The sequence below is a fragment of the Halorubrum sp. Ea1 genome, from assembly GCF_002252965.1.
Classification (GTDB): Archaea; Halobacteriota; Halobacteria; order Halobacteriales; family Haloferacaceae; genus Halorubrum.
Genome location: NZ_NHPG01000001.1, coordinates 15035 through 28447 on the forward strand (window position 1 = coordinate 15035; position 13413 = coordinate 28447).

Genomic DNA, 13413 nt, shown 5'->3' on the forward strand with positions numbered 1-13413 from the left:
TCGGGTGGGGTGTGAAAGTCGTTGCGACGCGGGCGGGTGCCCGGCGAGGCGATCGACGGACTGCGGCGGGCGGTCACCCGACCGTCCGGCGGACCCAGCCCGAGGCGCCGGTCGGCGACGGGTCCGACGGCTCTCGGATCTGGCGGTTCCCCTCACCGTCGACCGCGCGGACGACGACCTCGCTCGTCCCGTCGGGGTCGAAGACGTGGCGCCACTGCCGCCAGACGTCGGCGTCGGGGAGCGGGTCGGAGAGGGCGGCGTCGGTCCACGAGTCGCCCCCGTCGGTCGAGACCTCGACGCGCTCGATCCCGCGGGTCCCGGCGTAGGCGTGGCCGGCCAGCTCGATCCGGCCGTCGTCGAGCTCCGTGATCCCCTCGTCCCAGAGCTTGGCGACCGTCTTCACCTCGCCGGTCCCCTCCCAACCGCGTTCCTCCCAGTAGCCGTCCTCCTCCACGTTCAACAGCTCGATCTCCGAGAGCCACTTCACGTTCGTCTCCCCCCAGTGGCCCGGGATCAGCACCCGGACCGGGTGGCCGTGGCCGGGCGGGAGCTCCTTCCCGTTCATCCCCCACGCGAGGAAGCCGTCGGCGAGCACGTCGACCGGGAACTGGACGTAGTAGCCGTCCTCGCCGCGCAGCATCGCGCAGTTGCAGTCGCCCTGCGGGTCGACGGACTCGAGCAGGGGACGGATCGGGGTCCCCGTCCAGACGGCGTTGTCCAGTTTGCGGCCGTTCAGGTCCTCGCCGACGCACCGGAGCGTCACCGCGCGGTGCTCGACGGGTCGGTCGGTCAGCTCGTCGAAGGCGACCGTCCGCTCGCCGCCGGTCTCGCCGGTGAACGTCAGCGACCACTCCGCCGCGGTGACCTCCGGGTCGAACTCCGCGATGTCGACGTTGTAGAACTCGCCGATGGGACTCACCATGCCGAGGAGACCGTCGCTCTCGACCGCCAGCGAGGCCGCGCCGACCTCGCGGAGCCGCTCGGTCGCGCCCTCCGACCGCGGGGCGTCGGCGAGCGTGTCGTCACCGTCCGCGTCCGGCAACCGCCGACCGATGACGGCCGTGACGACGAACCCGAACGTCGCCGCCACGACGCCGAGCGTCCGGCGACGCACCGCGTCGACGGCTTTCGTCGAGTCGACCGCGACCGAGGACCCGTCGCCGGAGGCCGGGTCGGGAGACGACGGTTCGGACGCGTCGGGCGGGAGACCGCCGATCGCGACGGCGACCGCCGCGGGGAGCGCAACGCCCAGCGCCTGGGTCGGACCGCCGGTCAGACCGGCGGCGAGCAGCCACGACGCCAGACCGGTCGCCGCGGCGCCGACCGGCGAACTCTCTGTGCGCGCCGAGAGTTGCAGGCCGGCGAACGCGACCGCGGCGAACAGCCCGATCACGGCGGCGAACGCCATGGCGATGTGGACCAGGTGGCCCGCGTCGCCGACGTTCTCGATCATGAAGGTCACGATCGGCCCGGGCGTCAGGTTGACGATGGCCTGATCGACGGGGCGGACGACGAACGCGGGCGACCAGCCCGTGACGAGGTACGAGCCGGCGACCCCGGCGGTCCCGGCCGCCGTCGCGAGCAGCGCGCCTCGCCGTTCGGTAACGTCGATCATAGTTTACGTCGGGGTTACAGTCACTTGAACCACGTCCTCGGCGGCCGGGTACTCGTGGCCGTCGTCGACGTCGCTCAGCCGCCGCACGCTTCCGCCCTCGTCGTCGCCCTGATCGGGCGCGTCCTGCGCGGGCGCTTGGTCGGGACCGGTACCGGGGGCCTCCGCGTTCGGCTCCGTCCCCGCGTCGAACAGCGACACGGCGTCGGTGACGTCGCCGTCGACGGGGTCGCCCCCCTCGGGCCAGAGCGCGGCGCCGTCTTCGCCCGTCGAGACGAAGACGTCGTTCGACGGGACGAACATCGAGGCGAAGGAGAGCCGCTGGCCCGGCGCGACCGTCGCCTCGAACTCGAAGGCGCCGCCGGGCGCGATCGGCGGGGCCCCCGGGACCTCCCCCGTCGGATCGTTCGGATCCGCGACCGTGTCCGCGGGGGTGTACGGCCCCGAGTCGCGGACGTCCGTCGACGCGCCGAGCTCGTCGACGAGCCCGTCTTCCCCCTCGAATCCCGTCGGCGGCCCGGCCTCGGCCAGCGCTTCGAGTCCGACGGACGCCGGCTCGCCGAGCTCGTATATCGGATTCCCGCCCTCGTGCACGGCGTACGCCCCCGGCGTGACCCAGACGGCGCCGTCGGTCGACGTGTCCGCGGGATAGAACTCCGCGGACGCGACGTTCTCGATCCGGACGCGGACCGTGGCGGATTCCGTCATCTCGTCGTCGCCGTCGCCGTCCATCTCGTCGCCCTCGTCCATCCCGTCGCCATCGTCCATTCCGTCGCCCTCGTCCATCCCGTCGTCCGTGTCGTTCCCGTCCATCCCGTCGTCGCCGTTCGCGTCGGCTCCGTCGCTTCCGCCGTCGCCGAGGCAACCGGCGAGCCCCAGCGTTACCAGTCCACCGCTCGTCGTCAGGAACCGTCGCCGCGTGTCTCGGTCCGTCATGTTCCGGACGAGGGCGATGACGGGGATATAGATTTTTCAACTACCGGACAACTTTGGTGCGGAGTCAGTCCGAGATCCGTTCAAATTTCGGCCGGGATCCGGACGCGGTCATCGATATCTGGCTCGGGATCCGAGCGCTGCCGCCGAGGCTCGCGATCGGCGGGTCTCGTCGAGAGCGCGGAAGCGAGCGGACAAGGGAGAGCGGCGAGGGCGCGAGCGACGTCGGGTCAGGCCTCGCCGAGGTCTCGGAACATCGCGCGGTAGTCGTCGGAGGAGAGCGACTCGCCGAGGTCGTCGATGTCGGTGTCGAGGTTCTCCAGCCGATCGACGAGATCGGCGTACGCCTCGTTGCCCTCGCGCTGGGCGGCGGGCTTCTGCGAGCTGAGGACCGCGCGCTTGCTCGCCAGCGCCGCCGCCTCCTGAACGAGGTCGTCGTACTCGCTGCGGGTGAGAAGGGTCTCGATCGCCGTCAACAGCTTCGAGCGGCTGACGGGCTTGGTGAGGTACAGATCGAACCCCATGTCGATGATGTCGAAGTCGGGCTCGACCGCGGTGACCATCGCGACTCGGCAGTCGTGGCCGGCCTCGCGGATGTGTTCGAGCACGTCGTCGCCGCTCCCGTCGGGGAGTCGACGGTCGAGGAGCACCACGTCGACGCTCGCGTCGACCCGGTCGATCGCCTCCGCGGCGGTCTCGGCGAGGTCGACGTCGTACTCCGCCTCGAGGAAGCCGGCGTACAGCGCGGCGATGTCGGGTTCGTCCTCGACGACGAGGACCGAAGGGTCGCTCACCGCCGATCACCGCCGGGGTCGACGGGAGACGCTTCACCGGGCATATACGAACGGGCGGCGTGTCGAGAAATAAAGCTGTCGGCGTCGGTTCGACCGATCGGCCGCGTCGGATCGTCTTTTATATACTCCCGTCGCCAATGATGGGACGAATGTCAGAACTCGTCTCCACCGGGGTCGAGGGGCTCGACTCGATCCTCACCGGCGGCATCACGAAGCGGTCGACGGTGCTCGTCTCCGGGAACCCCGGGACCGGCAAGAGCATTTTCGGAATCCAGTACCTCTACCACGGCGTCACGGAACACGACGAGCGCGGCGTGTACGTCTCGTTCGAGGAGGACGAAGCGGACATCCGCGGCGCCGCGGAGTCGATCGGTCTCGACGGGTTCGGCGACGCCGTCGACGACGGCGACATCGTGATCTTAGACAAGCGGGAGATGCTGCGCGAGACCGACTTCTCGACGGCGGTCGACCGACTCCTCGACACGATCGAGGACGCCGACTTCGACCGGCTCGTGCTCGACTCGCTGTCGATGTTCCAGCTCTTCTTCGACGCCGAACAGGAGAAGCGGACGTATCTGTTGAAGTTCTCCGACATCCTCAAGGCGAACGGGCTGACCTCGCTGCTCATCAACGAGCAGGGCGCCGTGTTCCCGGACACGGAGGTCGGGCTGGAGAACTTCCTCACGGACGGGAACATCTACTTCATCCAGACGCCGACGGACTCGGGCGTCAACCGGTACGTCTGGGTGGCGAAGATGCGGAAGCAGGACATCGACACCGACATCTTCCCGATGGAGATCGGCGACGGCGGGATCACCGTCCACGAGCGGGCCGGCGGGTTCTCGATGATGGGGCGGTCCGACGAGCCGTCGTTCTGACGCGGACGGAGCGGAGAGACCGCGCGTCTCGGCGGCGCAGAAGGGGGAGGCGGTGCGGGAGGTGTCGGGACGCTACTGACTCGACGAGAGGTCGCGCCACACGTCGTCCAGCCGGTTTTTCACCGCGGACCGATCTTCGACCTCGACAGTGAGCCCGTCCGTGAAGTCGACCTCGACGCCGTCGACTTTCCGGCGGTACACCTTCACGCGCCGGTGCTCGTCCGAGAGCGGTCGGTCGTGGAGCTCGAGGAGGTCGGCCTCCTCGAGCTCGTTGATCCGGCGGTAACACGTCGCGATCGGGACGTCGAGCTCGTCGCTCAGGTCCTGCGCGGACATCGCGTCTCCGGTCGCGGTCAGGATGTCCGTGTTGTACTTGTTACCGAGCACTGTGATCAGGTCGTCCCCCACCATTCACGTTATCGCTGTTGATTTTTGCGTCTTAAAAGGATACCGGTGGTTGCAGGCGGCGTAGATTCCGGGACGGGGCCGCGTCGGGAGCCGTACCGGGCTCTGCGGGTCTGTCACCGCGAAATGCCGTGTTATCGCCGGTGATAGCCGCCACCGTGGGTTTATGTGTCGACTCCGAGGAGGGCGGGTATGGAGCTCATCGAGGGGTTGTATCTCGTGACGACCACCGTGTTGGCGGGCGCGAGCGCGACGCTGGCGGCGTTCGCCGTCGCCGCGTACCGGTCGTCGGGCCGCACCGCGATGGCGTACCTGGCCGTCGGCTTCGGACTGGTCGTCGTCGCGGCCGTCGCGACGCCCGTCGCCGGCTTCCGGACGTCGTTCGCCGACGCGGCGGCGCTGCTTTTGATCAACACCGGGCTGCTGGCGGCGTCGATGGCGCTCGTCGCCGGGAGCCTCGCCGTCTACGAACCCAGGACGCGGGAGCTCGTGATCCCCGAGTCCGAGCTCGCGCGGATCCAGGACCGGTAGCGGCCCGCGAGGCATCGAAACGCGGGGCGCGGGAAGCGGTTCCGCCCGTACGTCTGCTTGTTCGTCCGCTCGTTCCAGAGACGTGACTCGTCGACCAGCTTCGGCCTCGGATCGACCCCGTCTGTATCGACTGCGGATCACCCGTCGTCCGCGCGGACGCACAGCGACGACCCGAGTATCTAATCCGATAACCGAAACGAGATATCGTTGATAGTTGTAGAAATTATTATCTCGTAATTAACGCGATAATCGCATGACTGCAGTTGTTTATCAGTTCGGATAATCTGCACGGAGTCTTTATTAGTGAAATGCCACTTCCTATCGATAACGCCCGCCGGGCAGACCGGGGGCCGACGCAACACACAATGTTCGAAACCATACTGGACGAGGAAGAGCGCGGGCAAGTGGGGATCGGGACCCTCATCGTGTTCATCGCGATGGTGCTGGTGGCGGCGATCGCCGCCGGCGTCCTGATCAACACGGCCGGCTTCCTCCAGACGCAGGCGGAGGCGACGGGCGAAGAGAGTACAGCGCAAGTGAGCGACCGGCTGCAAATAGTCAGTCAGTCAGGCACGTTCGATGATACTCTGTCTCCAGGACAGATAGATAGACTAGACTTTGTTGTCGCACAATCGCCTGGTGCCGAAAATGTCGACTTGAGCGCTGTCTCGGTGGAACTCATCGGTTCAAGCGGTCAAGAAACATTCACACTGAGCGAGGCTGATGGTGGTGACGGTACTGAAATCGATATCTTCAATAGCCCAAATAACGTTGTTTTGACAGATAACAGTGACCGGGCACAGGTAACGATTGATCTTGATCAGAATGGTGTCAACGCGGACAATCAGGTTGGAGCTACTCCGTATGTTCTTCAGGAAGGTGATACTTTGACGGTCACCTTCACCACCGCCTCGGGGGCGTCCACAACGACGGAGATCCGTGTACCAAGTACGGTGGTCGATAGTACCGTGAGGCTCTAACAATGTTCGAGTCCACAATCAATACTGAAGAGCGTGGCCAAGTTGGGATCGGAACCCTCATTGTGTTTATTGCGATGGTGTTGGTGGCGGCGATAGCTGCTGGCGTCTTGATTAACACTGCCGGCTTTCTTCAGACACAGGCAGAAGCAACTGGACAAGAGAGCACCGACCTTGTCTCTGAGCGAATTGATGTGACTAGTGCCGTCGGTATCGTAGGGAGTGAGAGCGATGGCGAGCTCAATCAAATTCGCCTGAGTGTCAGCGGTGCTGCTGGATCCGACCAGATAGACCTAAGTGAGACAACAATCCAAGCGGTCGGTCCAAATGGTCAGGCAAATTTAGTTTTCACCGACCAGAACGCTGAGGGTACCGACTTTGACTATACTGGGGGTCAGGGGGACGACTTCGCAACGCAAATTGACCAAGGAGAATTCGTGGTGGTCAAAAACGGTGAAATTGCTCAAGACAGCGAAGCTGTTCTCAACGATAACGACCAGTTTACCATTGTCGTTAATCCTGGCGCAGAGCCATTCGGGGGATTAACTGATGGGTCTGGTGCAGGGACCGCCGTTTACAACGCAGGGTATAATTTCCAACACGGTTCCGGGGCAGCCGTCTTCGGTGAAGGCGACTCATCCTCACTTGATATTGTGTCACCGTCCTCGGCGACTACCTCAGTTGAACTGAGTGCCCCCGATCTGTTCAACACTGACGGCGAAGCCGTCCGGCTGTAATCACTCGGTTCTTCTTTTATATCATTGTCATTTAGTATCATATGAATTGCGGACCGCCTCTAATTATCTATAAAAATAATTTCGGCCATTTGTTTATATTCTTGCTCGCACCCCCACAAGTACGGCCCGCGATAGGTACTCACGGGCAAACAAGCAAATCAATGTTCGAAAACATATTCGATGAGGAAGAGCGCGGCCAAGTTGGCATCGGGACGCTCATCGTGTTCATCGCGATGGTGCTAGTAGCGGCGATAGCTGCTGGCGTCCTGATTAACACGGCCGGCTTCCTCCAAACACAGGCAGAGGCAACGGGCGAGGAGAGTACATCCCAGGTGAGTGATCGACTACAGGTCGTAAGCCAATCTGGGACGTTCGATAGCGATTACAATGACGGACAGATTGTTGAGTTGAGCTTCGTACTAGCACAATCTCCGGGAGCAAGCAATATCGACCTAAGTACAACGTCGGTCGAACTCATCGGCGGAGATGGACAGGAGACGTTCACGCTGAGCGAGGGCTCCGGCGATGGAACTGTCATTGATATGTTCAAGGGAGACAATAACGTTGTGTTTACCGATACCAGTGACCGTGCGCAGGTATCAATCACTCTCGATGATGGTGGTTCTCCGACGACCGGCGGAGGTAACGCCGGTGATGGCGCGTACAGTCTCGAAGAGGGTGACTCGCTCTCAGTGACGTTTACGACTGCTTCAGGGGCTTCGACGACTACTGAGATTCGCGTGCCGAGTACCGTGGTTGATAGCTCAGTGAGGCTGTAACAATGTTCGAATTTACGTCCAACAAGGAGGAACGCGGTCAGGTAGGGATTGGGACGCTCATCGTATTCATCGCGATGGTGCTAGTAGCAGCGATAGCTGCTGGCGTCCTGATTAACACGGCCGGCTTTCTCCAGACACAAGCAGAAGCAACGGGAGAAGAAAGTACTGACCTCGTTTCAGAGCGGGTCGCCGTAACGAGCGAGGTTGGAATCGTCTCGTCAAGTAACACTGAGGAGCTAGACGAAGTCCGCATCACTGTCACTGGTGCGCCAGGCGCGGATCAGATCGACTTGGGTGAGACCACAATTCAGGCAGTTGGACCAGGAGGGCAGCAAAATCTCGTGTTCGCCTCGGGAGGTATTGATGATGATATGCCGGCCTCTGCGAGCGAAAATGAGATTGTTGCACCAGCGGAGGTTGCAAGTGACGCTTCCGGAGTCGAAATTAAGACCGGCACCTCTGGTGCAAGTACAACATATGGCGATGTGGCGGTCGTAGATGGTAGTAGCAACGAGGATACTGCAAGTGCCCCGGATGGCGGCACAACCACTATTAGCTTCAGTAATGTTGCCCCATCGCAAGGAGACACTCTTACGATTGAACTACGTGATGATTCGACCAACGTACTTGATACTGCAACAGTCACTGTTGTAAATCCACCTGTGGCCGGTGTCAGCGACATCGGTGCTAGCCAGTTCGCAGTCCGTGACGATGGGTCGTTCATGGAAAATCCTGTACTCAATAGTGGAACGCAGTATCAGATCGTTTTGAATCCGGCCGTTGGTGCGCTAAAGAACACCGATAACACGAATGATAAATTCGGACAGGCCGACTCTGCGACCCTTGATATTGTTTCACCCGCTGGTGCAACGACCTCAGCCGAACTCAGCGCGCCTGACTTGTTCAACGAGAACGGCGAAGCCGTTCGGCTTTAGATAGTACCAAACCATTCCCAACTCAGATCGCAGTTAGAGGCGATCTACCCGGAACACCTATTTTATCGCGTCACCACGGCTACGCCATGAGTGACCACGACGCATCGGCGGCCGACCCGGACGCGCCGCCGGCGGACCCCGACGAACTCGACTTCACCGACGACGAGAGCGTCGTCGAAATCGGGGAGGGTCGGTACGTCGTCGGGACGAACGGCCGGCCCAACGTCGGGCGGTCGCGGCCGCAGCGGGGGGCCGCCGACGAGTCCGGGTTCACCAGCGCGGACCCCGCGAGCCCCGCGGAGCGACAGCCGCCGGGCGCGGATCCGCAGGCGAACGCGGCCGCTCCGGGCCGAGGTCGCGGTGAGCCGGAAGCCGGTCGCGGCGGTCGGAGCGGTCAGGGCGAGCGCGGCGGCAGACGACCCGCCGCGGAGGTCGACCGACAGGCGGTGAGCCGGTGGCTAGCGGGCTCCTTCGACGGCGACGGGTTCACCTACGGCATCGACGCGACGCTCCACGCGGACGGCGACACCACCCGCCAGCGGATGGTGTCGAACGACGTGACGGCGACGTTCGACTCGCTCGTGACGTGGTTCGCGTCGAACGCGGGCCCGAGCTCGCCGACGCCGGAGGCGCTGGGGCTCCTCCTCGTCGCCTCGGAGACGACCGTCGACGTGCCGCCGGTGGCGATAAAGCGGTTCGCCGCGAGCCAGGGGCTCACGGCGAGCGACAGCATCGGCGACCTCGTTCGCGCCGCGGAGGAGGCGGGCGGGTTCCGGATCCAGTAATTATCTCAGCAAAATAAGCTTATGATTTCGACTAATACATGATACAAGCGCATACCTACGTGTTCAGGCGCGAGAAGAAGTCAGCTTGCAGTCGACTCGCTATTTTCAAAGGCGAATCCCTCCGCAATACACCCGCAGACAAGGAGTGAAAAATAGCGACCGAACGCGCACCGAATAAAGAACCAGCGCAGGCAGAGACAGCCATGATAACAGACTCCGGTCGCAGCCGGTGTCAGATCGGTGTCTACCTGCGATGTCTGCTCAATCAAGACGACTCGTGGAGATACCTGACTAAATAAATTTCTTGATGAATAAATCCAATTTAGCCTGCCACCCCCGAGAGACCCGGGGTGGCAGCGTCGATCTCGAATGTTCGGCTTCTGAATTATACTCACTATTGTCGATTGGTCAGCTGCTGAGAAAAACAAGTTAACGCACACCATGATGGTGCCGGCTGGTGATTTTCGAAGCGAGCGCTCACACCTGTTTCGACGTCGACTGGTGCGTGGCGGCCGTGCGGTCAACGAGAACTCACTGACCCCCAGTTTCACCCGTTTCACCGGGATGTCTTTGCGGATGGATGGTTTACTGAAACCTGCCGATTTGTCGGAAGAGAGCCGCAGACACGGTCATAAGTAATATGAACGGTGAGACAACTGTGAGAACGTCTTTTGAACGGTAGAGCTGTCGACACTCAATCACGATATCGGTGTAGCACAGACTTAATATAAATATTATGATATGATGTTTCATATGCGACAGGAAACTGACACGCTGAACAAGATATTTATTGAGAGATGTGCGGCAGAGGGTTACAACAGCACGAGCAGCGCCGCGCCGATGACGGCGAATATCGCGTACAGCCCGGCCATCACCTCGCGTTTCAGCGGGCTCCCGAGCGGCTCCGCCGTCAGCCGGCGGACCGGCGGTAAGATGGCGATCCCGCCGAGAATCAGGAGGAACGCTCCGGCCTGCGGGACCAGCGTGAGCGCGACGACGATCGTGCCGTATCCAGCGACGTAACAGCCGCGCCGCCAGAGCTGTTCGCGGTCGGTGAGCTCTTCGGTCGGTACGAAGCCAGCCACGCCTCCGTTACCGCCGCCGGATCCACCGTCGCCGCCCGCCGCCCCCGAGTCAGCGGCGACCTGCTGCGCCTGTCGCTGCACGTACTCGTCGAGCTCCTCGGCGGCCGCCTCGGTCTGGGGAGCGCCGCAGTCGACGCAGTAACGGGCCTCGTCGTCGATCGACGACTCGCACCGGGGACAGGTCTTCATCCTCATCGAAAGCGGACCGCGGGCATGCTTAACTCTTCGGGGCTTAACGTGAGTTTTGATCTCACCTCTATCGGTCGATTCGACCCAAACCATACCACAGCGATCGATTCCCGTTCTCTGACGCGATAATTGGGTGGATACGTTTTAGTCGCTGAGATCCAGACCGTGTATCAACCCACGGCGAGCCGTCAGCGCGATTCGGCCCCGTTACGATAACCCCGACACCACGATGATCTCCAGACCTCCGCGAGACGGGACAAATCGGTCCGACAGAGGGGCAACCGTTGATTCCAAAAGCTGTCGTATTGAGACTCGTGACGGCCGCGGTGACCCTCAAGACAGATGCAACGAGGAAATTTGTAAAAGCGAGAACACTACTGTCCGGTCCCGGCTTTCAACTCTCTGGTGTGTAGTAGTTGTCCTCATATTGCTCTTCTCGCTTCTCGGTGCCGCGGCCACGGGTCCCGCTGCGGCGACGATCGGAAAAGAAAAAATATCATCAACCAGCGAAACAACGCCAACCGACGGAACGGCATCAGCCAGCGGTAATGAAGTCGTCCCGGCGATCACAACTGAGAGCGTAGCGGGATCAGACGACATCACCCGCCAGGAAATCGACGGCACGTTCAGCCGACCGACGTACACTGGAACAGCGGGTGATCCGGTAGAGATCAGACATATCGTCGATGCGTCCGAGAACGACTCCGCATACCTGTTGGTCGGCGGTAACCGCCTCACCGATTCTGGCGGCACGGTCAGTTTCGTCGATGTACTCAAGGTGAGCGGAGATTCGACCACGATCAATACGCGACTCATGGGAACGAGAGAAAGCAATGTCGACAGTTGTAGCGCCGCCGACGTGTCCTGTGATCTTGAGTTTAGAGATGAAAACGGAGACGTGGTTGCCGAGGATCTCTCTGAACTGCGGACAGAAATCCCCAGTGCAACCGGCGCAGGCGGCCTCGCACGACCCTTAGTTCCAGAACGATACCGGATTGCGATTACCGGCGGCACGTTTATTATCCGGGATTCTGGTGCGGTAGACCCAGTTGAGGTAGCTGCAGAGTCTGATCTTGTGTTGCAACAGCCAGAGTTACACGACGAAATCGAGGTGTTCACCACCCCAAATGCGGACATGATTAACAACGATGAAGAGGGAGAATCGGTCAGCGTCCTCAGAAAAAACGGACTCAACCGCACAACAGTGACGAAAGGCGATCGAATCGTACTCGGATTCGAATCAACCGGGATATGGGGAGCCCTGTCGTACTTCGCTAAACAGAAGACAAACGAGTCGATCGAAGCCGGAACCTCGGTTGACCACAGTATTCTCGCTGATCTACTTAAGGCTGAGGAAGGTGTCTCCCTGAGGGTCCACCAGACGAACCTCAGCGGGAATGAGCACCGCTCAGAACTCGATCTCGCAGCTGCCGATGCAGAGGATATCACGCTCTTTTTTGCAGAGAGACAACACATTGAGAGCGAGGGGAGCAGTCAACCGCCGAGTCGGTTTTACTTAGCAATAGATACGAGTGATAGCGGCCCGTTCACCGATGTTCCCGACCCAGGCGATGAGTTCTCAGTGGAGTTTTCACTGGAAGGGACTGAAGGCGATCGGTACGCCTTCCACGATAGTGGGGGCCAGCCACCGGCAGCGTTTAAACCGGTGTCGGCAACAACGGACGAAGTATCAGAGCAGTACCCATACTATGAGAACATCAACGGACAGGTCAGTGTTGAAGCGTCGTTCAGCATCCAAGAGCGATATGTTAAATACGACCACGTCGACGACGACCGCACCCTCCTCGTTGAGGCTGACAACGGAACGATAACCGGAACAACCTCGATCCTCCCTACCCCAGAGCTATCCGCAATAATCGTCCAAGACAAAAATGAGACGCAATTTCGGACCGAGTCTGAGTTAACCTACAATAACAGTAACTTTTCAGTAGACAGCGAACTTTCTAACGCAACCCCTGGAACAAAAGCGAGCTACCGACTCTACCAAGGGCAGATGCTACAGGACACTCGGCCGATCCTCATCGTCAAAAACGCCTCAAACCCCGATCGGCTACGGTTGGCGAACGCAACAACGAACCTCACGGTGACCCGCGGCGAGTCGCTGGCAAACCTTACCACAGAGGTCGAAAACGTCGGGCAACTACGGAATAGGGAACGCCTGAGGATCGACGTCGACGACGGTGAGATCGTCGGGGAGCGATACGTCACGGTCGCGCCGCAGGCCGAGACGAACGAGACGTTCGGCGGGCTCGACGCCGACCTGGAACCGGGCGAGTACCCGTACTCGCTGGCGATTGACGGGGACGTGGTGAACGGGACGCTGACCGTGGAGGCCGACCCGGCCGTGACGCGCGTCGACGACGACCGTGGGTCGGGCGACGGAACGAGAGAGAGCGTCGGTGAAGACGGATCCGGGGACGCCGCCGGCGACGACAGCGACGACGGCGACGACGGCGACGGTAGCGACCCGTCGCGGAACGACTCGACCGGCGAGGGGTCGGGAGGGGGAACCGCCGACGGGACCGACGGCGCCGGCGGCGCGCCCGACGAGGGGTCCGACGAGGGCCCGGCGACGCTCCTCCCGTTCGGGATCGGGACGCGCGAGACGTTCGGCGGGACGGTTCTCGTCGGCGCGACGTACCTTCTCGGCCACTGGGTCTGAGAGCGCCGACCGCGGGCGTCGTCGCCCGTCGAGTCGCGGGCGTCAGCGGCGGTCGAACCGACGTCGGCGGCGGTTCTCAGCGCTGAGAAC

General features: G+C 61.9%; 12 protein-coding genes and 1 pseudogene. 8 read left to right on the top strand and 5 right to left on the bottom strand.

The features are described 5' to 3' along the window. Positions 1-73: 73 nt before the first annotated feature. From DJ73_RS00075 to DJ73_RS00085, 3 genes are all read right to left on the bottom strand, one after another. A complete protein-coding gene (locus tag DJ73_RS00075; protein WP_094557015.1) occupies positions 74-1615 on the bottom strand; it encodes a molybdopterin-dependent oxidoreductase in 1542 nt (513 codons plus the stop codon). A gap of 3 nt (positions 1616-1618) precedes the next feature. Continuing rightward, on the bottom strand, positions 1619-2548 hold the full coding sequence (locus DJ73_RS00080; RefSeq protein ID WP_094557016.1) for a spondin domain-containing protein: 930 nt from the start codon (positions 2546-2548) through the stop codon (positions 1619-1621). A 227-nt stretch (positions 2549-2775) separates the two neighbouring features. After that, entirely contained in the window at positions 2776-3339 is a 564-nt protein-coding gene (locus tag DJ73_RS00085; RefSeq protein ID WP_094557017.1) for a HalX domain-containing protein, read from the bottom strand. Positions 3340-3488: 149 nt separating this feature from the next. Between DJ73_RS00085 and DJ73_RS00090 the strand changes: the two genes are divergently transcribed. Beyond that, on the top strand, positions 3489-4217 hold the full coding sequence (locus tag DJ73_RS00090; RefSeq protein WP_094524748.1) for an ATPase domain-containing protein: 729 nt from the start codon (positions 3489-3491) through the stop codon (positions 4215-4217). A 72-nt stretch (positions 4218-4289) separates the two neighbouring features. On the opposite strand, the gene DJ73_RS00095 is transcribed toward DJ73_RS00090, so the two are convergent. After that, positions 4290-4628 carry a helix-turn-helix domain-containing protein gene (locus tag DJ73_RS00095; protein ID WP_094524747.1) on the bottom strand — a complete coding sequence of 113 codons (339 nt, stop codon included), beginning with the start codon at positions 4626-4628 and terminating at the stop codon, positions 4290-4292. A 186-nt stretch (positions 4629-4814) separates the two neighbouring features. Here DJ73_RS00095 and DJ73_RS00100 point away from each other — a divergent pair, with 186 nt between their 5' ends. From DJ73_RS00100 to DJ73_RS00125, 6 genes and pseudogenes are all read left to right on the top strand, one after another. Continuing rightward, on the top strand, positions 4815-5153 hold the full coding sequence (locus DJ73_RS00100; protein WP_094557018.1) for a hypothetical protein: 339 nt from the start codon (positions 4815-4817) through the stop codon (positions 5151-5153). 365 nt (positions 5154-5518) lie between these two features. Then, the gene (locus DJ73_RS00105; RefSeq protein ID WP_094557025.1) at positions 5519-6133 is read left to right on the top strand and encodes an archaellin/type IV pilin N-terminal domain-containing protein; all 615 of its coding nucleotides are present in this window, start codon (positions 5519-5521) and stop codon (positions 6131-6133) included. Positions 6134-6135: 2 nt separating this feature from the next. Next, on the top strand, positions 6136-6867 hold the full coding sequence (locus tag DJ73_RS00110) for an archaellin/type IV pilin N-terminal domain-containing protein (RefSeq protein WP_094557019.1): 732 nt from the start codon (positions 6136-6138) through the stop codon (positions 6865-6867). Between the two features lie 161 nt (positions 6868-7028). Continuing rightward, on the top strand, positions 7029-7646 hold the full coding sequence (locus DJ73_RS00115; RefSeq protein ID WP_094557020.1) for an archaellin/type IV pilin N-terminal domain-containing protein: 618 nt from the start codon (positions 7029-7031) through the stop codon (positions 7644-7646). Between the two features lie 2 nt (positions 7647-7648). Next, a pseudogene (locus DJ73_RS21255) lies at positions 7649-8254 on the top strand (archaellin/type IV pilin N-terminal domain-containing protein); the annotation flags it as partial. Positions 8255-8667: 413 nt separating this feature from the next. Then, positions 8668-9366 (top strand): hypothetical protein, encoded by a 699-nt coding sequence (locus tag DJ73_RS00125; protein ID WP_094557022.1) that lies wholly within the window; start codon positions 8668-8670, stop codon positions 9364-9366. 812 nt (positions 9367-10178) lie between these two features. Here DJ73_RS00125 and DJ73_RS00130 read toward each other — a convergent pair. After that, on the bottom strand, positions 10179-10640 hold the full coding sequence (locus tag DJ73_RS00130) for a zinc ribbon domain-containing protein (protein WP_094557023.1): 462 nt from the start codon (positions 10638-10640) through the stop codon (positions 10179-10181). A gap of 427 nt (positions 10641-11067) precedes the next feature. Here DJ73_RS00130 and DJ73_RS00135 point away from each other — a divergent pair, with 427 nt between their 5' ends. Then, positions 11068-13323: a BGTF surface domain-containing protein gene (locus DJ73_RS00135; protein WP_254921544.1), complete on the top strand. Its 2256-nt coding sequence runs from the start codon at positions 11068-11070 to the stop codon at positions 13321-13323. The last annotated feature ends 90 nt before the right edge of the window (positions 13324-13413 follow it).

Excerpts from the sequence above, each read along its gene's own strand:
- DJ73_RS00105 (WP_094557025.1), top strand. The coding sequence starts at position 5,519 with ATGTTCGAAACCATACTGGACGAGGAAGAGCGCGGGCAAGTGGGGATC.
- DJ73_RS00080 (WP_094557016.1), bottom strand. The coding sequence starts at position 2,548 with ATGACGGACCGAGACACGCGGCGACGGTTCCTGACGACGAGCGGTGGA.
- DJ73_RS00115 (WP_094557020.1), top strand. The coding sequence starts at position 7,029 with ATGTTCGAAAACATATTCGATGAGGAAGAGCGCGGCCAAGTTGGCATC.
- DJ73_RS00130 (WP_094557023.1), bottom strand. The coding sequence starts at position 10,640 with ATGAAGACCTGTCCCCGGTGCGAGTCGTCGATCGACGACGAGGCCCGT.
- DJ73_RS00095 (WP_094524747.1), bottom strand. The coding sequence starts at position 4,628 with ATGGTGGGGGACGACCTGATCACAGTGCTCGGTAACAAGTACAACACG.
- DJ73_RS00125 (WP_094557022.1), top strand. The coding sequence starts at position 8,668 with ATGAGTGACCACGACGCATCGGCGGCCGACCCGGACGCGCCGCCGGCG.
- DJ73_RS00110 (WP_094557019.1), top strand. The coding sequence starts at position 6,136 with ATGTTCGAGTCCACAATCAATACTGAAGAGCGTGGCCAAGTTGGGATC.
- DJ73_RS00090 (WP_094524748.1), top strand. The coding sequence starts at position 3,489 with ATGTCAGAACTCGTCTCCACCGGGGTCGAGGGGCTCGACTCGATCCTC.
- DJ73_RS00100 (WP_094557018.1), top strand. The coding sequence starts at position 4,815 with ATGGAGCTCATCGAGGGGTTGTATCTCGTGACGACCACCGTGTTGGCG.
- DJ73_RS00075 (WP_094557015.1), bottom strand. The coding sequence starts at position 1,615 with ATGATCGACGTTACCGAACGGCGAGGCGCGCTGCTCGCGACGGCGGCC.